This window comes from Streptomyces sp. NPDC059008, from assembly GCF_042749045.1.
Taxonomy (GTDB): Bacteria; Actinomycetota; Actinomycetes; order Streptomycetales; family Streptomycetaceae; genus Streptomyces.
Genome location: NZ_JBHYJC010000001.1, coordinates 369,220 through 387,172 on the forward strand (window position 1 = coordinate 369,220; position 17,953 = coordinate 387,172).

Genomic DNA, 17,953 nt, shown 5'->3' on the forward strand with positions numbered 1-17,953 from the left:
GCGCCCATCGGAGTGAGCGCATCCTTCAGAGAGTGAGCTTGAAGCCCAGGTGGGAGGCCTCGAACCCGAGGCGCTCATAGAAGCGGTGTGCATCGATCCGGGTCGCGTCGGAGGTGAGCTGCACCATCTGGCAGCCGAGCGTGCGGGATTCCGCTACCGCCCACTCGATGAGCTGGCTGCCCAGGCCGCCGCCCCGCTCGTCACGGTGTATCCGTACGCCCTCGATGATCGAACGGGTGGCGCCGCGCCGTGACAGGCCGGGGATGACCGTCAGCTGGAGGGTGCCGACCGTCCGCCCCTCGCGCACGGCGACGACCAGGTGCTGCTGCGGGTCGGCGGCGAGTGCCGCGTATGCGGCGTGGTACGGGGCGAGGTCGTCGGGCGACTCGCGGGCGGCGCCCAAGGGATCGTCGGCGAGCATCGCGACGATGGCGGGCAGGTCGGCTTCGGTCGCGCGGCGTATCTCGATGTCGCTCATGGGCGCGACCCTATGCCGCGCGCTCACAGGGCGGCAGGCGGGTGACCGGGCCGGGCGCCCGGCCCCCGGATCGCAATCGCCCCTGCTCGTCCCTGCTCGTGCCTGCGGTCAGTGCCTGCGGTCAGTGCTCCGTCGACGGTGCGAGCGTCTCGACGGCGGTGACCAGTGGCGCCAGCTCAGGACGCTGAGCGGCGTCGTGGAGGGCCTCACGCAGTGCGCCGTCGTGCGTCGGCCGGGCCTCCACCAGGAGCGCGAGCCCGTCGGGCGTGACGTTGGTGTAGATGCCGCGCCGGTCGTCGGGGCACAGGTAGCGCGAGAGCAGTCCCCGCTCCTCGAGCCGGGTGACCAGGCGGGTGGTCGCGCTCTGGCTGAGGACGACGGAGTCCGCCACCTGGTGCATCCGCAGATGGCCGCCCGGCCCGTCGTGCTGCTCGCTGAGCACGTTGAGGACCGAGAACTCGCGGACGCTGAGGTCGTGCTGCGCCTGAAGTGCGCGCTCGATGTGCGACTCGATCCGGCCGTGCAGGGCGGAGAGCGCGCACCAGCCCTGCGCGAGCCCGGGGGGCGACGCCGGCGGGCAAGCGGGCTCGGCTGTCGCCGGCTGCTGGGCTGCCGCCTGCTCCCGCGTTTCCAGCTGCTCCCGCGTCTGCTGCGTCATCGAAGACCTCCTCAAGGGGCGCACGAACCAGGATAGAGCACTTTCGAAATATACGGCGCTTGCATTTAACCCGCGTCTGCAACTATTGTGAACGCTTGTAAAGGACGGACGCAACGATCTGAAGGGATCCGTCATGCCTCTCGCGCTCCTGGCCCTTGCCATCGGCGCCTTCGGGATCGGAACGACCGAGTTCGCGGTCATGGGCCTGCTGCCCGACATGGCGGCCGGTTTCGGTGTCTCCATCCCGCTCGCCGGATACGCGACCACCCTCTACGCCCTCGGTGTGGTCATAGGCGCCCCGCTGATGACCGCGCTCGGCACGCGCTTCACGCGCAAGCAGATGCTGATGCTGCTGATGGGCCTGTTCATCGTGGGCAACCTGCTCACGGGCATCGCGCCCAACTTCGGCATCATGCTGGCCGGCCGGATCGTCTCCGCGTTCACGCATGGCGCGTTCTTCGGCATCGGCGCGCTCGTGGCCGCCGACCTGGTCGCGCCCCAGAAGCGTGCCAGCGCCATCTCGCTGATGTTCAGCGGCCTGACCATCGCGAACGTCGTGGGTGTCCCGGCCGGCACGATGCTCAGCCAGCAGTTCGGCTGGCGCACCACCTTCTACGCCATCACGGCGCTGGGTGTGATCGGCCTGCTGGGCATCGTCAAGCTCGTTCCCGCGCAGCGGGCGAGGGCGGCCTCCCCCATAGGCAGCGAACTGGCGGTCTTCCGCAACCCCCAGGTCGGGCTCGCGATGCTGATGACGATCCTCGGCTTCGGCGGTGTCTTCGCAGCCGTCACCTACCTCGCCTCGATGATGACCGAGGTCACCGGCTTCGCACCGTCCTCCGTCATCTGGCTGACGGCCATCTTCGGCCTCGGCATGGTCGGCGGAAACCTGGTCTCCGGCCGCTTCACCGACCGCGCCATGATGCCGATGCTCTACGTGTCGCTGACCGGTCTGGCCCTCTCGCTGGCCGCCTTCTCCTTGACCGCGCACAACAAGATCGCCGCAACCCTCACCATCGCGCTGATCGGGGTCTTCGGCTTCGCGACCGTGCCGCCGCTGCAGAAGCGGGTGATGGACCAGGCGGCCGCGGCGCCCACCCTGGCCTCGGCCGGCAACATCGCGGCCTTCAACTTCGGCAACGCACTGGCCTCCTGGCTCGGCGGGATCGTCATCTCGGCCGGCCTCGGCTACACCGCACCCAACTGGGTCGGTGCGCTGATGACCGTCGCGGCGCTCGTGGTGGCGATATTCGCCTCCGCCCTGGAGCGGCGTCAGACGGGCCGTGGCCAGGTCGTGGCCACCGGGCTTCCCGGCGCGATCGCCGGCGAGCCCGTGCCGGCGGCGCAGGGCTGACGGTTCCGGACACCGCGCCGGCAGACGCCCCTCCGCACTACTCGCAACACCAGCACCAGCGGCGCCCCAAGCGCCACCAGCACCACACCCCCAAGGACACTTCTCATGAGCATCTCCACCCCCCAGGCCTCCACCTCCCAGGCCTCCGGCCCCTCCTCCACCGCAGATGCCGCCCCCGCTGTCCGCCCCCTCACGGCCCGCGATGCCGATGTCCTCATCGAGGCCGCTGGGCGGGCCGCCGAGGACCTCGGGGTCCGAGGCAGCGTGTCCGTCGTCGACGCGGGTGGCCATCTGCTCGGCTTCCGGCGGGACGACACGGCCGTGCTGATCTCCGGGGAGACCAGCACCCGCAAGGCCTACACCGCCCTGCAGCTGGACGCGCCGACCGCCGACCTCGTTGATCTCGTACGGCCTGACGGCCTCTTCCATACGCTGCCCACGGCGCTGGACCGGCCGCTGCTCTTCCTCGCGGGCGGCGTGCCGCTGCACAGGGACGGCCGGCTGATCGGCGCGATCGGCGTCGGCGGCGGTGCCCCGGACCAGGACCACCGGATCGCCACCACGGCGATAGCGGAGGCCGACCTCGCCTGACGACGGTCTTGCCCTGTCCGCTAGCGGACGCCCGCACCCTCCTTGCCGCTCCCTCGCGCCTGGGGGGTGCGGGTCCCGGTCGACTGCGCCGCGCGCAGTCGGCGGCCGCGTTTGGTCAGCCCCCAGGGCTTGAGGACGGAGATCGCGGTGATGAAGAGGTAGGTGGCCGTGGCGACCGCCGGTGCGACGACGAGGCCGACGTCGGGGACGGCGCTGCCCGCGGCCGCCTCGGCGGCCAGTTGGTCGATGCCCGGGCGGAGGGAGAAGACCGTCAGCAGCACGGTGACGAGTGTCAGCCAGAACTTGATGAAGACCCAGCGGTGCCTGGCCAGCCCCCATGCGGTGCCCAGGGACAGCACCAGTCCACTGACCAACGTGACAAGGGCGATCGGGAGGACCAGCCAGTCGCTGAAGATCTTCATCGCCCGGTAGGCGACCGCCGCTGTCTCGGGGGAGCCGGCGGTGAAGCCGGTGACACTGAGGGTCAGAAGCCCGAGAGTGAGCCCGAGCCAGCTGACGGATACGGCGACATGGAGGACGAGGAGGGCCCGGCGGGCGGGCCGGCGAAGCTGCTGCATACGGTCCACGGTGGCGTCCGTGGCCCCGCCGTACATCTGCCGCCGGGAGTATCCGCGCCTACGCGCACCTGAGTACGGCGCCCGCGTCCGCTCCCCTACGGGACCTGGTCCCGTCCGAGGGGCCAGAACGCCCAGGCCCTAAGCTCCGCCCCATGAGCACGCTGCATCTGTTCGACATGGACGGGACTCTGCTCCACGGGTCCGCGGCCGCCATCGAGATCTCCCGGCAGCTCGGGCTGGACCGGGAGATCGCCGAGTTGGAGCGCGGGTTCGTGACGGGGGAGCTGACGCCGCTGCAGTACGCGCAGCGGGCATGTGATCTCTGGGCCGCCGAGCTCACCGAACTCCATGTGGCCGCGGCCTTCGAGGGCGCGCCCTGGCTGGCCGGAATTCAGGAGGTCTGGGCGGATATCCGAGCGCGGGGTGAACGGTGCGCGGTGATCTCCCTCTCGCCCAGCTTCTTCGTTGACCGGCTGGTGGGCTGGGGGGCCGACACCGCGCACGCCTCGCGTTGGCCCGCGGTGCCGATCCGGCAGCCGATGGATCCGGCCGGCATCCTCTCGCCGGCGGCGAAGGTGCGGATCGCGGATGAACTCTGCGTGAGGTACGGGCTGACCCGGGCCGACTGCGTGGCGTACGGCGACTCGCAGTCGGACGCCGAACTGTTCGCGGCGGTTCCCCGATCCGTGGCCGTGAATGCCGATCACCACGTCAGTGACCTGGCCTTTTACGCATACGCGGGGCGCGATCTGCGCGAGGCATACGAACTGGTGCGTACTGGCCGGTAATTCCGAGTTTTCTGCCGGGGATTCGCCCACTGTGTGTGCTGAAAATGCACTCTGTGGGGAGGAACACTCTTATCGGAGGGGCCGTTCGGAGTGTTCCAAGATCAGGTCTTGTGGTTTCAACTACTGCCGGTATGGTCGAGTCCGGCTTGACGGGGTGAGGGCTTCCGTGAGCCACGAAGCGCGGGCAAAGCTCGTCAGCATAGCGGTGAAGCGGCCCGTGACGACCGGACTTCCGACTGTTTGTCCGTTGTGATGGGCGGGGCTGTCATGCTGCTGACGCGGCGTCTGCTCCGCATTGTCGCAAGGGAGTGAGATCTGTCCGCTTTGGAGGGGGTTGCCGGAATCGCTTGAGTCGATTAAGAATTCCGGGGCAGGACGGGGGAATTCCGGGCAGTTCCGATCCGCGGAAGTGCTAAGTCAACCGAAAGACGTTCGAGGCGAGGCAGACCATGGACGCTCCGACCACCACGTCGGCCGATGGCGGCTCTTCTGGCGGCAACAGTGGCGGTTGGGGTTGGTTCAATCCGCCGAAGAAGTCCCCCGGGGAACAGCAGGAGCGACAAGACGTCCAGGACCGGCAGGGTCAGGACGACCGGGCCGAAGTGAACGACCGGGGTCAACACGCGGACGTCGGCGAGCGGTACGAACCCGACGAACGGGAACGGATACCCAGCCGGCCGGTCAATCCGATCCGGCCGGTAGGCACCGCTGCCACGCGTGAACGCGAGGCGGAGCCGCCGCAGGTTCCTCAGCCGCGGCACGATACGGGCCGTCGGCCCACCGCGTCCCCTTATGCCGAGCAGGCCACCGCTTCCCCCTATGTCGAGCAGGCCACCGCTTCCCCCTATGCCGAGCAGGCCGCCGCGGGCCGCGGGTACGGCGCTCCCTCGTCTCCGTTCGACCCGCCGCACCTTGTGCCCGAGCCCGCCCAGGAACGCGAGCCGTCCCGGGGCCGTGAGCCCGAACCCGTCCACGAGTCGGTACACCGCCGGGCAGCCCCCGTCGGCCCCGACGCGCAGAACGCGGCCCCCGCCCCCGCCCCCGCCCCCTCCGTCTTCACCCCTCAGCGCCCCGCCGCGCCTGCCCCGGAGCCCTCCCTCGACGCTCTGGAAGCCTCGTCCTCCGAGGCCGCACCGGCCTCTCCCGACGCGATCCTCATCCGCCGCACCATGGCCGAAATAGGGCCGGTGGCGGACAAGGTCACCTCGTACTTCTACGCGCTGCTCTTCGTCCAGCACCCCGACCTGAGGGCGCTGTTCCCCGCCTCGATGGACACCCAGCGCGACCGGCTGTTCAAGGCACTGCTCACCGCGGCCCAGCACGTCGACAACGGCGAAGTGCTCACCGCGTACCTGTCGAACCTCGGCCGCGGGCATCGCAAGTACGGCACCCAACCCGACCACTACCCCGCGGTCGGCGAATGCCTGCTCAGATCGCTCGCGCGGTATGCGACCTCCAGTTGGGACCCGGAGACCGAGGCCGCATGGGTGCGCGCGTACACCGCGATCTCGCAGATCATGATCGACGCCGCTGCCGAGGACGAGGCCGTGGCACCCCCCTGGTGGCAGGCCGAGGTCGTCTCGCACGAGCTGCGCACGCCCGAGATCGCGGTGGTGACGGTCCGCCCCGACCAGCCCTACCCGTTCCTCGCCGGTCAGTACACCAGCGTCGAAACCCCCTGGTGGCCGCGGGTCTGGCGGCACTACTCCTTCGCCTCCGCGCCGCGCTCGGACGGCTTGCTCTCGTTCCACGTCAAGGCGGTCCCGGCCGGCTGGGTCTCCAACGCCATGGTCCACCGCGCACGGCCCGGTGACGTCATCCGGCTCGGTGCCCCGGGCGGCTCGATGACCGTCGACCACACCACCCGCAACGGCCTGCTGTGCGTCGGCGGCGGCACCGGTATCGCCCCGATCAAGGCCCTGGTCGAGGATGTCGCCGAACACGGTATCCGGCGCCCGGTCGAGGTCTTCTACGGCGCCCGCAGCGATCACGACCTCTACGACCTCGACACCATGCTGCAGCTCGAACAGGCCCACCCCTGGCTCTCGGTCCGTCCGGTCGTCGCCACCGGGCCCGCGGTCCGCGGCGGGACCAGCAGTGAGACCGGTCAGCTTCCGGACGCAGTACGGCAATACGGACCGTTCCGGGAGTACGACGCCTATCTTTCCGGGCCGCCCGGGTTGATCCGCAGCGGTGTGGACGCTTTGGTAGGGGTCGGTATTCCGAGCGACCGCATACGGCACGACTCCATAGAAGAGCTGGTCTCGGCAGGAGATTGAGGTCTTGGCAGCACAGGGTGAATTCGAGCCGACAGGCGAGGGGCGGGGCATGAGCGCGCAGGCGCGCCCCGGAAGCGACGGCGAGCACTTGGTGCAGCAGAGACTTGGCACGACCGAGCGCGCCGACCGGTTCTACCAGGACCAGGTCCTGGACCATCTCAACGCCCGTATGCAGGAGTTCGTGTCCCGGCAGGAGATGTTCTTCCTGTCCACGGCCGACCGGCACGGCGACTGCGATGCGACGTTCCGGGCCGGGCCGCCCGGGTTCCTCCAGGTGCTCGACGAACGGACGCTGGCCTACCCGGAGTACCGCGGCAACGGTGTCATGGCGTCCATCGGCAACATCTCGGAGAACCCCCGCCTGGGCATGCTGATGGTCGACTTCACCCGCGACCGCATCGGGCTGCACGTCAACGGCCGGGCGCGGGTCGTGATGGACGACGAGATGCGGGCGTGCCACGTCGGTCTGCCGGTCGACCCGGTCCCCGGCCGCCGCGCCCAGCTGTGGGTCACCGTCGAGGTCGAGGAGGCGTACATCCACTGCTCCAAGCACATACCGCATCTGCAGAAGGTCCCGGCGCACCAGCGCGGGGCGCGGGCCTGGGGCACGGACGACTTCAAGCGCAAGGGCGGCGACTTCTTCGGCGCGGCGGCCGAGGCCGGCGAGCGGCTGCCGTTCCGGCGCGCGGAGCGCAAGAACGAGCACCTTCGGGGCGGGCTGCACGAGGACACCGTCCCGGCGCCGCGGGGCGCGGGCCGGGAGGACTTCGTGCAGGAGCTGAATGCGGAGTTCCTCGACCGGGTCGAGCGGGTGCTGGCGCGCGCCCAGCCGCGCCGCCCCGCGGAGGACGAGCCTGAGTTCCGCGGGTGGTTCGACCGGCGCGACGACTGACGAATCCGCTGCGGCCGCGGGTGCTGCGGTGCGGTCGTGCGGGTTCAGCCCAGGTCGGGGGCGTGCATCGCCCGTACGCCTTCGATGTTGCCGTCCAGGTAGTGCCGCAGTGACAGCGGCACGACCTCGACGGAGGCGATCCCGACTCGGGTGAAGGGTACCCGCACGATCTCGTAGTCCCCGCAGGGCTCCTCGACCTCCGGTCCGTGGCGGCGTGCGAGGTCCATCGAGTCGAGCCGGCACACGAAGAAGTGCTGTACCTTCACGCCGTCCACTCCGCCGTCGCTGATGTGCTCGACGGTGTCGACGAAGACCGGCACCACGTCCTTGATCTTCGCGCCCAGCTCTTCGTCCAGTTCACGGTGGAGGGCGTCGATGACGGTGGCGTCCTCGGGCTCGACCCCACCGCCGGGGGTGATCCAGTACGGGGCCCGGCCCGGTTTGGTGCGCTTGATCAGAACAAGGTCCGCGCCGTCGAGCAGAATCGCGCGGGCGGTGCGTTTGACGACTGGCCGTACGGTCATAGTCGACAGATGCCGCAACCGCAGCCTGGTGAAACCCCTGCCCCTTCGCTACCAGTCGACGGCGCACCGCAGCAGTGACTCATGCGCCCGGGCGATATGCGGCAGGCCCAGCGTCCCGGTCCGTACGGCGAGGAAGTAGGTGCGGAGCGGCGGCACCGGCGGGTCGAGCAGCGCGACGACCTCTCCGCAGTCCAGTGCCTCGGCACACAGATAGCGGGGCAGCACGGCGAGCCCCGCACCGGCCGTGACACAGGACAGCACCGCCCGGAGATCGGCCGCGATCACGGCGGCGGAGGCCGCCGGCTTGGCGTCGAAGACCGCCGACCAATAGCGGGCGACCAGCGGCAGGCTCTCATGGACTTCCACGAGCGGTACGGGGTCCAGCACGCGGACACCCCTGGCCTGCAGCACCGCCGGACCGCCCAACTGGGCCGCCCAGCGGGGTGCGGCGATCAGGACGTGCTCCTCGTCGCACAGCGGGGTCGCGGTGAGCAGTCCGCCACGCGGCCGGGTGGTGGTGACGGTCAGATCGTGGTGGCCGGCGGCCAGGCCCGTCAGCAGCTCGTCGGTGGTGCCGAAGGAGGTGCGTATGGATAGGCCCTGGGCGATGAGCGGGGTCAGTGCGGGCAGCGCGCGCTCGGCGAGGAACTCCGGGGGGCCGGCGAGATGGAGGGTGCGGGTCACGGAGTCCCGGTCCAGGCCGGTCTCGGTGATCTCGGTGAGCGCGTCCAGGTGCGGCGCCACTTTGTGGGCGAGCTCGTCGCCGATGGTGGTGGGGGTGACGCCACGGGCGTAACGCAGGAAGAGCGGGCGGCCCAACTGGCGTTCCAGCGCCCGGATCTGGCTGGTCACCGCGGGTTGGGAGAGCCCGAGTAACGCTGCGGCACGGGTGAAGGAGCCGGCTCGGTGCACCGTGACGAAGGTGCGCAGCAGAGCCAGATCCATCGCGTACCTCCTGCGCCCCTCGGAAGCCTGGTCGCGGGCCAACTATAAATTTGTCGATAGGGCTGTGTCGCTAGCGTGATTGGACACTGACGCTCAGTCAACTAGCCTTGTCTCAGCGGTTCGTTTCACGTGAAACAGCTGGTTTCACGTGAAACACGTGGACTTGGTCCACGCGGAGCCGCGGCCGGCAGGGTGACGAGGGGGGATACCCTGCCGGCCAGTTACGTCCGATCAGCTCTGCGCGGCCTCGCGCGCCGCAATATCCAGTGCGTGGAGGACGTCTGCGACCAGGTCCTCCGGTTCCTCGACGCCGACCGACAGACGGATGAAGCCCTCGGGCACGGCGTCGCCGCCCCAGCGGGCGCGTCGCTCGGCACTGGACCGCACGCCCCCGAAGCTCGTTGCATCGTCGACCAGGGCCAGCGCGGACAGGAACCGCTCCGCGTGCGCCTTGTCCGGCAGCACGAACGAGACCACGGAGCCGAAGCGGCCAGGGCGCATCTGCTGGGTGGCGAGGAGGTGGGACGGGTCGGACGGCAGGCCGGGGTGGCGCAGGCCGCTGACCTCGGGGCGGTCGGCCAGCGCCGTGGCAAGCGTCAGTGCGCCGGCCGACTGCTGACGGACGCGCAGTGCGAGGGTGGCGAGTGAGCGATGCGCGAGCCAGCTCTCCATGGGGCCCGGGATCGCGCCCACGGTCTTGCGCCACAGCCGTACGGACTCGGCCAGCGCGGCATCGCGGGTGCTGGCGTACCCCAGCAGGACATCGCCGTGGCCGGTCAGCGCCTTGGTGCCGCTGGCCACCGAGAAGTCCGCGCCCAGCTCCAGGGGGCGCTGGCCGAGGGGGGTGGCGAGGGTGTTGTCGACGGCGACGAGGGCGCCGCGCCGGTGCGCCGCGTCGGCCAGCCGCCGGATGTCGCAGACGTCGAGCCCGGGGTTGGAGGGCGTCTCGATCCACAGCAGCCGGGCACCGTCCAGCACGTCGAGCTGTGCGTCATGTGCCGTGGGTGCCGTGCGGACCTCGATGCCGTAGCTCTCCAGGCGAGTGCGGACTGCCGGCAGCAGCTGGTAGCCGTCGCCGGGCAGGACCACCGCGTCGCCGGAGCGCAGCTGGGAGAAGAGGACGGCGGTGATCGCCGCCATCCCGGACGCGAAGGTAACGGTGTGGGCGCTGCCGTCCGGCGATTCGAGCTCACCGATGGCCTTCTCCAGGCGGGTCCACGTCGGGTTGGCGTCCCGTCCGTACATGTAGGGGCCGACGGCGTCGCCGGGCAGGTGGAAGTGGGCCGCGAAGACCGGACCGGGGAGGGCCGGCTCGAAGGCCTCCGGCTCCGGAAGCCCGGCGCGTACGACGCGGGTGCCGTCGCCCGTCACATGCCCTCCTTCTCCTGCGGGTGGTGCGTGACCTGCGCCGGGCGTCGGTCGTCGTGCCCGGGCGCACGGGCTGGGACGACGGCGCGGGCGGTGACCGCGGTGCGTACCGCTGCCAGCAGGCCCTCGCTCGCCGCCTCGATCATCTCCAGGCACTCCTCGAAGTCCGCGAGACCGCCGTAGTACGGATCGGGCACGTCGAGATCGCCCGCCGTGTCTGGCGCGTAGGAGCGCAGCAGGCGGACCTTGGCGGCGGCGTCGGGCGTGGGGGCCAGCCGCCGCAGCTCGCGCAGATGCCCGGAGTCGAGCGCGATGACCAGGTCGAGGCGGTCGAACCAGGAGGCGCGGAACTGCCGTGCGGTGTGGGCGGAGGGGTAACCGCCCGCGCGCAGCACGGCGACCGTGCGCGGATCGGCTCCGTCGCCCTCGTGCCAGCCGCCGGTGCCGGCGCTGTCCACCTCGACCAGGGCGTCGAGCCCGTCCTCCGCGAGGTGGGCGCGGAAGACGGACTCCGCCATCGGTGAACGGCAGATGTTGCCGGTGCAGACGAAGCAGAGGCGGAACACAGCGGTCAAGGATCAGTCCTCGTCGGGAAGGATCACGTGCATCGCCCAGGAGACGATGGAGATGATCACGCCGCCGAGCAGGGCCGTCCAGAAGCCGTTCACATGGAAGGCGAGGTCGACCTTGCCGGCGAGCCAGGATGTCAGCAGCAGCATCAGCGCGTTCACGACCAGCGTGATCAGGCCGAGCGTGAGGATGAACAGGGGGAAGGACAGCAGCTTCACCACGGGCTTGACGAGGAAGTTGACCAACCCGAAGATCAGCGCGACGAGGATCAGGGTCAGTACCTGGCGGCCGGTGTTCTCGCCGGTGAGCGTGATGTCCTTGAGCAGCCAGATGGCCACGGCAAGCGCCGCGGCGTTGGCGATCGTCTTGACCAGAAAATGCTTCATGGTGAGATCGTCGCAGACGAGTGTGAACCATCAAGGGGTGCGAACGGCATGAAGGCCTTCAGGCTGGATGAACTGGAAGCGGAGCGGGCCGCCAACGACGGTGCGTACTTGCAGTTCATCAGGGAACGCAACATGTCGGTCGGGCTGTACGCGCTGGACGCCGGCAGCATCGATCCGCAGCAGCCGCACGCCCAGGACGAGGTGTACTTCGTGGTCAGCGGCCGGGGAGCGATCACCGTCGGCGCGGAGACGGAGCCGGTGGCGCGCGGAAGCGTGGTCTATGTGCCGGCCGGGGTTCCCCACAAGTTCCACCACATCAGCGAGGATCTCAGGGTGATGGTGGTCTTCTCTCCTCCTGAGAGCTAAGGGTCGAGGCCCGATACCCGTAGGGGAAGGCTCAGGGGAGGACCGGGGCTGCGCAGCCCCCGCGGCCGTGCTCCGCGCCCTAGCATCGTTGGTGATGGGAGAACCGGAGACGGCCGGGCAGCGGCCCGGCGCGCGGACGGTGCCATCGGCGCACAGACAGTGCGGTGGACAGATAGCGCGGTACAGACGCCGTTACAGACAGAAAGCAGGGCAGAGCAGTGGCTGGTAAGGGGATATTCGCAGGGCTTCCGTGGTGGGTCACCTGGGTCGTGGTGCCCGTCGTCCTGATCGTGGTCTTCGGAGGATTCATCGCCTCGGCGCTCGGGTTCCTGATCGGCGTGCTGTTCAAGCTCCTCATCGCGGCGGCCCTCATCGCCGGAGTCGTCTACCTCGTCCGCAGGTTCAACGGTTCGTCGTCGTCCTCGTCGAAGAGCGACTGGTAAGCCACACCCTCCGTCCGGACGACTGCGTCCGGACGACCCCGCCCGTGCCGACGCGCCACCCGGCGCGCACCGCCCAACTCCGTTCAACAGCGGCCCCGCAGGTCGGATGTCGGCCCGCCCCTGCCTCCGCACGCCAACTAGTGCGCCAGGTGGGTTAACTCCCCCGGCTTTCGGCTTACTGCTCCGATCGGCGGAGTTAGAGTGCGGATCGCAGGCGTCTTCCGGATGGTGACGTTCCGGAAAATACCGGGTGAGGCGAGGCCGGGCCGGCGTCATCGCGGAAGCCTGGGAGACGCGCGCGGTCGTGGGAGCGGGTCCCGCGACCGGGGCCCCCGTGCCCCACGGCGAGCCGATCTGGGGGTTGGCGTTGGCAATGGTGAACGGCGAATCCACCTCACACCCCACCTTGATCGGTTCGGTGCAGCGAGCGCTCCGGCTGCTGGAAGCGGTGAGCGAGCACGCCGATGGGGCGCCGGCCAAACAACTCGCCAGAGAAACCGGGCTGCCGCTGCCGACGACCTACCACCTGTTGCGGACCCTGACCTACGAGGGCTATCTGCAGCGCGAGAACGGCGTCTTCGTCATCGGTGCGGCGGCGGAGGCCATCGGCAAGGCCGGGGCCAGGCGCCGGCAGCGGGCCCAGATCTCCGAGGCGCTGGCCGTGGCGGGCCGGAAGCTGGGCGCCGCCGTCTACTTCGCCGTCTACCGGGAGGGTGAAGTGGAGGTCGTGGCGGTCGCGGACAACCCGGATCGGCCGCCGGTGGAGGAATGGGTTGATTTTCGTACCACCGCTCACGCTCATGCGATCGGGCAGTGTCTGCTCGCGCAGCTTGACGAGGCATCGAGGAAGGAGCATCTGTCGCGGCATCCCCTGCAGTCGATAACGCCCTTTTCCCTGCGATCTGAGGACGATTTGCTGCGCCGTTTGGATACGGTGCGTCGCGGTCAGGCCGCCTTCGAGCGACAGGAATATGCCCTGGGCACGGTGTGTTCGGCCATCCCCATCCAGGTTGGTGCGGCCGCGGCGACGTTGGCGGTGTCACTTCCCGCCAACGAACTGCACCGATTGCGGTCCGTTACGGATCGACTACGAAAAATGGCGGAGGCGACACTAACGACACTCGCCTTCTCTATCAGTATCTGAAAACTCACTCCTTGTGATCTGCCAGCACGTGGCCGACGATGGCGGCAATAGGGCTACGGGGGATGTTTCCCGGCCATCTCCGATCAAGTGCGGGGCAGTGGTTGATGACCGACACAGTTCAGGCAGAAGTGATCATGAGCTTCGTCGTCTCCGAGGAGCTCGCGTTCCGGATTCCGGTGGAGCTGGACTTCGACAGCGCCGATCCCTACGCCGTCCGCCTCACCTTCGACCTGCCCGGTGATGCGCCCGTCACCTGGGCCTTCGGGCGTGAGCTGCTGCTGGACGGCTTGAGCCGGCCGTCCGGTGAGGGTGATGTGCGGATCGAACCGGCCTCGCCCGAGCATCTCAGCGATGTCTTCATCAGCCTCCAAGTAGGCGCCGAGCGCGCCCTGTTCCGGGTGAGCGCGGCGCCGCTGGTCGCCTTCCTGGACCGTACGGACCGGCTCGTGCCGCTCGGCAAGGAAGAGGTCTGCGACACGTTGGAGGCCGTGCTGGACCGGATCCTCACGGAGGCGCCCGCCGGCTGACCCCGGCCCGAACGCCCCGTCCACACCGGCGCCACACGGGTCCGCCGGTCACTTCACATGCCGCGCGCCCCTCCGGGCCCCGTGCGCGGCATGCCCGTACCGCTACCGCTTGCGTCGCCTGCCATGCCCTCCACGCCGTCCCGACCGGCCGCGCGACGCATCGTCGGCGCCCCTTGCCCCCGCACTCCCTGCCCCCGGGTCCGCTGTCCCCTGTGCGCGACGTGTGCCGTCGTTCCTGCGGTCCGCCGAGACGACGAGCGCCGCCAGAAGCGTCGTCAGCGGCACCGAGGCGACCAGGCCGATGCTGCCGACCAGCGTGCGCACGATCTCCTCCGCCACGACCTCGCTCGTGGTGACCGTACCGACGCTGCTCTGTGCGATCGAGAACAGCAAAAGCAACGGCAGCGCGGCACCCGCGTAGGCCAGGACAAGGGTGTTGACGACGGACGCGATGTGGTCGCGGCCGATCCGCATCGCCGCGCCGTAGAGCTTGCGCCAGCCCGCCGTCGGGTCCGCCTCCTTCAGCTCCCACACCGCGGCGGTCTGGGTCACCGTCACATCGTCGAGCACACCCAACGACCCGATGATGATCCCCGCCAGGAGCAGTCCGCGGATCTCGATGTTCGGGTAGAGCCCGTGCACCAGCCCGGTCGTGTCGTCCGTATTGCCCGTCAGCAGCGCCCAGCCGATGAAGACCGAACCGAGCAGTGCGATCAGCAGGAGCGAGGCGAGGGTGCCGAGTACCGCCACGGAGGTACGGGCCGTCAGCCCATGGCACAGGTAGAGGGCGATCAGCATGATCGCCGAGCCCCCCACCACGGCCACCACCAGCGGATTGGAGCCCTGCAGGATCGCCGGGAGGATGAACAGCGTCAGGACGACGAAGCTGGCCGCCAGTGCGACCAGCGCGAGCACCCCGCGCAGCCGGCCGACGACCACGACGGCGATGGCGAAGATGCCTGCCAGCACCCACATCGGAAGAGACCGGTCGACATCGGTGACCGAGTACTGCAGTTCCCTGGGTGCCTTGGGGGAGTACGACACCACCACCTCCTGCCCGGTGGTGTAGTGCCGCAGCGCGTCCGGCGTCACCACCGTCTGGAAGGTGCGCCCGGCGTTCTCGCCCGTGGTGACCTTGATGGTCGCCTGCTGGCAGGGCTTGTCCGGTGCCGCTCCCCCGGCCGGCGGTTGCCCCGTCGGTGACGGAGGCTGAGGCTGCTGCTCGGCATGGACATCCGCGCAGTTCACCTCAGCCACCTTCACCACTCTGGCCTGCTCGGTGGGTTGGTCGAAGCCGACACCGGATGGTTTGTGCCCCGGTGCGCCGCCCGGCCAGAGCACGACCAGGCCGACCGCGACCGCGGTGGCGAACGGGATCAGCACCGCCGCGATGACCTTGCGCAGATGCCGCGAGACGGGCGCGGCAGGGCCGTGGCCGTGACCGTGCGAGTGCGCGGCGGGGTGGGGGTGGGATTCGTGAGAGCTCACCCACAGATCATTGCAACAACTCATGGGGCCCCCTGTTCACCCCGCTACGTCGGCCGCTACCGTGGTGCCACCTTTGCAATCGCGGGAGCTCGGAGCACCGGGCTGAGAGGGCGCTGACCTTCGTCCCAGTGATGTTTCACGTGAAACGTCGATGGACGGAAGCCGCTGTGTCGACCGCCGAACCTGTTACCGGGTAATGCCGGCGTAGGGAGTTGGGTCTCATGACTCTGCAGGATGCACGCACGCCCAAAAACGAAAACGGTGCCGGCAGCGAGCCGCAGATCGGCTGGCACAAGGGCTATGTCTCCGGATCGCGCCCGGATCTTCGGGTCCCGGTCCGGAGGGTGCACCTCACCAACGGCAAGCACGTGACGCTCTACGACACGTCCGGGCCGTACACCGACCCCAACATCGAAACCGATGTCCGTCGTGGTCTCGCGCCGCTGCGGGAGAACTGGATCATCGCTCGCGGCGACACCGAGGAGTACGCGGGCCGCCCCATGCGGCCGGAGGACGACGGCCTCAAGCACACCTCACCGCGCGGTGGCCTCAAGAACCTGGACGCGGTCTTCCCCGGCCGTCCGCGCCAGCCCCGCCGTGGCCGCAACGGCGCCGCCGTCACCCAGCTCGCATACGCCCGGCGCGGCGAGATCACCGCGGAGATGGAGTACGTCGCCCTCCGCGAGAACGTCACGCCCGAGTTCGTACGAGACGAGATCGCGGCCGGCCGCGCCGTGCTGCCGTCCAACGTCAACCACCCGGAGATCGAGCCGATGATCATCGGCAAGAACTTCCTGGTGAAGGTGAACGCCAACATCGGTAACTCGGCGGTCACCTCCTCCATCGAGGAGGAGGTGGAGAAGATGACCTGGGCGACCCGCTGGGGCGCCGACACGGTCATGGATCTGTCCACCGGACGCAACATCCACACCACCCGCGAGTGGGTGCTGCGCAACTCCCCCGTCCCGATCGGCACCGTCCCCCTGTACCAGGCGCTGGAGAAGGTCGACGGCAAGGCCGAGGAGCTGACCTGGGAGATCTACAAGGACACCGTGATCGAACAGGCCGAGCAGGGCGTCGACTACATGACGGTGCACGCCGGTGTGCTGCTCCGCTACGTCCCGCTCACGGCCCGCCGCAAGACCGGCATCGTCTCCCGAGGCGGCTCGATCATGGCCGCCTGGTGCCTCGCGCACCATCAGGAGTCGTTCCTGTACACGCACTTCGAGGAGCTCTGCGAGATCCTCGCCTCGTACGACGTCACCTACTCGCTCGGTGACGGACTGCGCCCCGGCTCCATCGCGGACGCCAACGACGAGGCGCAGTTCGCCGAGCTGCGGACGCTCGGCGAGCTGAACACCATCGCCAAGCGGCACGGCGTGCAGACCATGATCGAGGGCCCGGGCCATGTCCCGATGCACAAGATCAAGGAGAACATCGACCTCCAGCAGGAGATCTGCGAAGAGGCACCGTTCTACACGCTGGGCCCGCTGACCACCGACATCGCGCCTGCCTACGACCACATCACCTCCGGCATCGGCGCGGCGATGATCGCCTGGTGGGGCACCGCCATGCTCTGCTACGTCACGCCCAAGGAGCACCTGGGCCTGCCCGACCGCGACGACGTCAAGACCGGCGTCATCACGTACAAGATCGCGGCCCATGCGGCGGACCTGGCCAAGGGCCACCCGGGAGCCCAGGAATGGGATGACGCGCTCTCCGACGCCCGCTTCGAGTTCCGCTGGGAGGACCAGTTCAACCTGGCCCTCGACCCGGACACGGCACGCGCGTTCCACGACGCGACACTGCCCGCGGAGCCGGCGAAGACGGCCCACTTCTGCTCGATGTGCGGCCCGAAGTTCTGCTCGATGAAGATCAGTAGGAGCATCACCGAGCAGTTCGGCGGCGACGCGGACGCGACGCCGGAGGAGATCGAGGCGGGGATGCTGGAGAAGTCCAAGGAGTTCGCGGCCGCGGGCAACCGTGTGTATCTGCCGCTGGCGGACTGAATTCCGCGCCTGAGAGTAACGGCGGAGGCCCAGATGGGGCCCCGCCGTTACGGAGCGATCAACCAGCCGGCGGAGCAGATGTGTTGGCTCAACCCGCCCCGTGTTGGCCGCTGCCGCAGCAGGCATCCCCCTCAAGCGCGGGCGACTCGCCCATCTGCTCGGTGTCGGCCTTGACGACGTAGACCTCCCAGGGTTCCTTGCCGGGCCCGTGGACCCAGACCTTGTCCTGGAGGGCGTAGCAGCAGGAGGTGTCGTTCTCTGTGAACGTCGCCAGTCCGGCTTCCGTGAGACGGTCGGTGGCGGCGGTGACCTGTTCGGTGGAGGTGACTTCGATGCCGAGGTGGTCCAGGCGGGTCTGCTGGTCGGCGTCGCCCTCGATCAGGACGAGCTTGAGCGGCGGTTCGGCGAGGGCGAAGTTGGCGTACCCCGGGCGGCGCTTGGCCGGCTCGACGCCGAAGAGCCTGGCGTAGAACTCCACCGAGGCGTCGAGGTCGGAAACGCTGAGGGCGAGCTGAACGCGGGACATTACGGCCTCCTCGTCACGTTGTATTGATGTCTCTCGATG

Annotated in this window: 20 protein-coding genes and 1 riboswitch; of the genes, 10 read left to right on the forward strand and 10 right to left on the reverse strand. The window is 69.3% G+C overall.

Annotated elements, in window-relative coordinates:
• Positions 1-25 precede the first annotated feature (25 nt).
• Both ACFWZH_RS01685 and ACFWZH_RS01690 read right to left on the reverse strand, forming a co-directional pair.
• The gene (locus ACFWZH_RS01685; protein ID WP_384424265.1) at positions 26-478 is read right to left on the reverse strand and encodes a GNAT family N-acetyltransferase; all 453 of its coding nucleotides are present in this window, start codon (positions 476-478) and stop codon (positions 26-28) included.
• Positions 479-599: 121 nt separating this feature from the next.
• Positions 600-1,136, reverse strand: a complete 537-nt coding sequence (locus tag ACFWZH_RS01690) for a MarR family winged helix-turn-helix transcriptional regulator (RefSeq protein ID WP_384424266.1) — start codon at positions 1,134-1,136, stop codon at positions 600-602.
• A gap of 133 nt (positions 1,137-1,269) precedes the next feature.
• Here ACFWZH_RS01690 and ACFWZH_RS01695 point away from each other — a divergent pair, with 133 nt between their 5' ends.
• Positions 1,270-2,490, forward strand: coding sequence for an MFS transporter (locus ACFWZH_RS01695; RefSeq protein ID WP_384424267.1), 1,221 nt, complete (start codon positions 1,270-1,272; stop codon positions 2,488-2,490).
• A 105-nt stretch (positions 2,491-2,595) separates the two neighbouring features.
• Positions 2,596-3,081, forward strand: coding sequence for a heme-binding protein (locus tag ACFWZH_RS01700; RefSeq protein WP_384424268.1), 486 nt, complete (start codon positions 2,596-2,598; stop codon positions 3,079-3,081).
• A gap of 20 nt (positions 3,082-3,101) precedes the next feature.
• Here ACFWZH_RS01700 and ACFWZH_RS01705 read toward each other — a convergent pair whose 3' ends face one another.
• Positions 3,102-3,659 (reverse strand): DUF2269 domain-containing protein, encoded by a 558-nt coding sequence (locus ACFWZH_RS01705; RefSeq protein WP_384424269.1) that lies wholly within the window; start codon positions 3,657-3,659, stop codon positions 3,102-3,104.
• Positions 3,660-3,811: 152 nt separating this feature from the next.
• On the opposite strand from ACFWZH_RS01705, the gene ACFWZH_RS01710 reads away from it, so the two are divergent.
• The 3 genes from ACFWZH_RS01710 (at position 3,812) to ACFWZH_RS01720 (ending at position 7,618) form a co-directional block, all read left to right on the forward strand.
• A complete protein-coding gene (locus ACFWZH_RS01710) occupies positions 3,812-4,447 on the forward strand; it encodes an HAD family hydrolase (RefSeq protein WP_384424270.1) in 636 nt (211 codons plus the stop codon).
• 449 nt (positions 4,448-4,896) lie between these two features.
• Complete coding sequence (locus ACFWZH_RS01715; RefSeq protein WP_384424271.1) at positions 4,897-6,726, forward strand: globin domain-containing protein; 1,830 nt, start codon at positions 4,897-4,899, stop codon at positions 6,724-6,726.
• Between the two features lie 49 nt (positions 6,727-6,775).
• Positions 6,776-7,618: a pyridoxamine 5'-phosphate oxidase family protein gene (locus tag ACFWZH_RS01720; RefSeq protein WP_384424272.1), complete on the forward strand. Its 843-nt coding sequence runs from the start codon at positions 6,776-6,778 to the stop codon at positions 7,616-7,618.
• A 44-nt stretch (positions 7,619-7,662) separates the two neighbouring features.
• On the opposite strand, the gene ACFWZH_RS01725 is transcribed toward ACFWZH_RS01720, so the two are convergent.
• From ACFWZH_RS01725 to ACFWZH_RS01745, 5 genes are all read right to left on the reverse strand, one after another.
• A complete protein-coding gene (locus tag ACFWZH_RS01725) occupies positions 7,663-8,142 on the reverse strand; it encodes an NUDIX domain-containing protein (RefSeq protein ID WP_384424273.1) in 480 nt (159 codons plus the stop codon).
• A 48-nt stretch (positions 8,143-8,190) separates the two neighbouring features.
• Positions 8,191-9,087 carry a LysR family transcriptional regulator gene (locus ACFWZH_RS01730; RefSeq protein ID WP_384424274.1) on the reverse strand — a complete coding sequence of 299 codons (897 nt, stop codon included), beginning with the start codon at positions 9,085-9,087 and terminating at the stop codon, positions 8,191-8,193.
• A 231-nt stretch (positions 9,088-9,318) separates the two neighbouring features.
• Entirely contained in the window at positions 9,319-10,458 is a 1,140-nt protein-coding gene (locus ACFWZH_RS01735; protein WP_384424275.1) for a cystathionine gamma-lyase, read from the reverse strand.
• Positions 10,455-11,021, reverse strand: coding sequence for a low molecular weight protein-tyrosine-phosphatase (locus tag ACFWZH_RS01740; protein ID WP_384424625.1), 567 nt, complete (start codon positions 11,019-11,021; stop codon positions 10,455-10,457). The genes ACFWZH_RS01735 and ACFWZH_RS01740 overlap by 4 nt, the downstream gene beginning before the upstream one ends.
• Before the next feature lie 12 nt (positions 11,022-11,033).
• Entirely contained in the window at positions 11,034-11,411 is a 378-nt protein-coding gene (locus tag ACFWZH_RS01745; protein WP_384424276.1) for a phage holin family protein, read from the reverse strand.
• Positions 11,412-11,459: 48 nt separating this feature from the next.
• Here ACFWZH_RS01745 and ACFWZH_RS01750 point away from each other — a divergent pair, with 48 nt between their 5' ends.
• The 4 genes from ACFWZH_RS01750 (at position 11,460) to ACFWZH_RS01765 (ending at position 13,891) form a co-directional block, all read left to right on the forward strand.
• Complete coding sequence (locus ACFWZH_RS01750) at positions 11,460-11,777, forward strand: cupin domain-containing protein (protein ID WP_384424277.1); 318 nt, start codon at positions 11,460-11,462, stop codon at positions 11,775-11,777.
• Positions 11,778-11,995: 218 nt separating this feature from the next.
• On the forward strand, positions 11,996-12,220 hold the full coding sequence (locus ACFWZH_RS01755) for a DUF5326 family protein (RefSeq protein WP_384424278.1): 225 nt from the start codon (positions 11,996-11,998) through the stop codon (positions 12,218-12,220).
• 373 nt (positions 12,221-12,593) lie between these two features.
• Positions 12,594-13,364, forward strand: coding sequence for an IclR family transcriptional regulator (locus tag ACFWZH_RS01760; RefSeq protein WP_384424279.1), 771 nt, complete (start codon positions 12,594-12,596; stop codon positions 13,362-13,364).
• A gap of 104 nt (positions 13,365-13,468) precedes the next feature.
• Positions 13,469-13,891: an SsgA family sporulation/cell division regulator gene (locus ACFWZH_RS01765; protein ID WP_384424280.1), complete on the forward strand. Its 423-nt coding sequence runs from the start codon at positions 13,469-13,471 to the stop codon at positions 13,889-13,891.
• Between the two features lie 102 nt (positions 13,892-13,993).
• On the opposite strand, the gene ACFWZH_RS01770 is transcribed toward ACFWZH_RS01765, so the two are convergent.
• Positions 13,994-15,403: a YibE/F family protein gene (locus ACFWZH_RS01770; protein WP_384424281.1), complete on the reverse strand. Its 1,410-nt coding sequence runs from the start codon at positions 15,401-15,403 to the stop codon at positions 13,994-13,996.
• 47 nt (positions 15,404-15,450) lie between these two features.
• A riboswitch (TPP riboswitch) is annotated at positions 15,451-15,607 on the forward strand.
• Between ACFWZH_RS01770 and thiC the strand changes: the two genes are divergently transcribed.
• Positions 15,601-17,388, forward strand: a complete 1,788-nt coding sequence (gene thiC / locus ACFWZH_RS01775; RefSeq protein ID WP_384424282.1) for a phosphomethylpyrimidine synthase ThiC — start codon at positions 15,601-15,603, stop codon at positions 17,386-17,388. Its footprint overlaps the riboswitch before it by 7 nt.
• An 88-nt stretch (positions 17,389-17,476) precedes the next feature.
• Here the strand turns inward: thiC and ACFWZH_RS01780 are convergent, their stop codons facing one another.
• Entirely contained in the window at positions 17,477-17,914 is a 438-nt protein-coding gene (locus ACFWZH_RS01780; protein WP_384424283.1) for an ArsI/CadI family heavy metal resistance metalloenzyme, read from the reverse strand.
• Positions 17,915-17,953 lie beyond the last annotated feature (39 nt).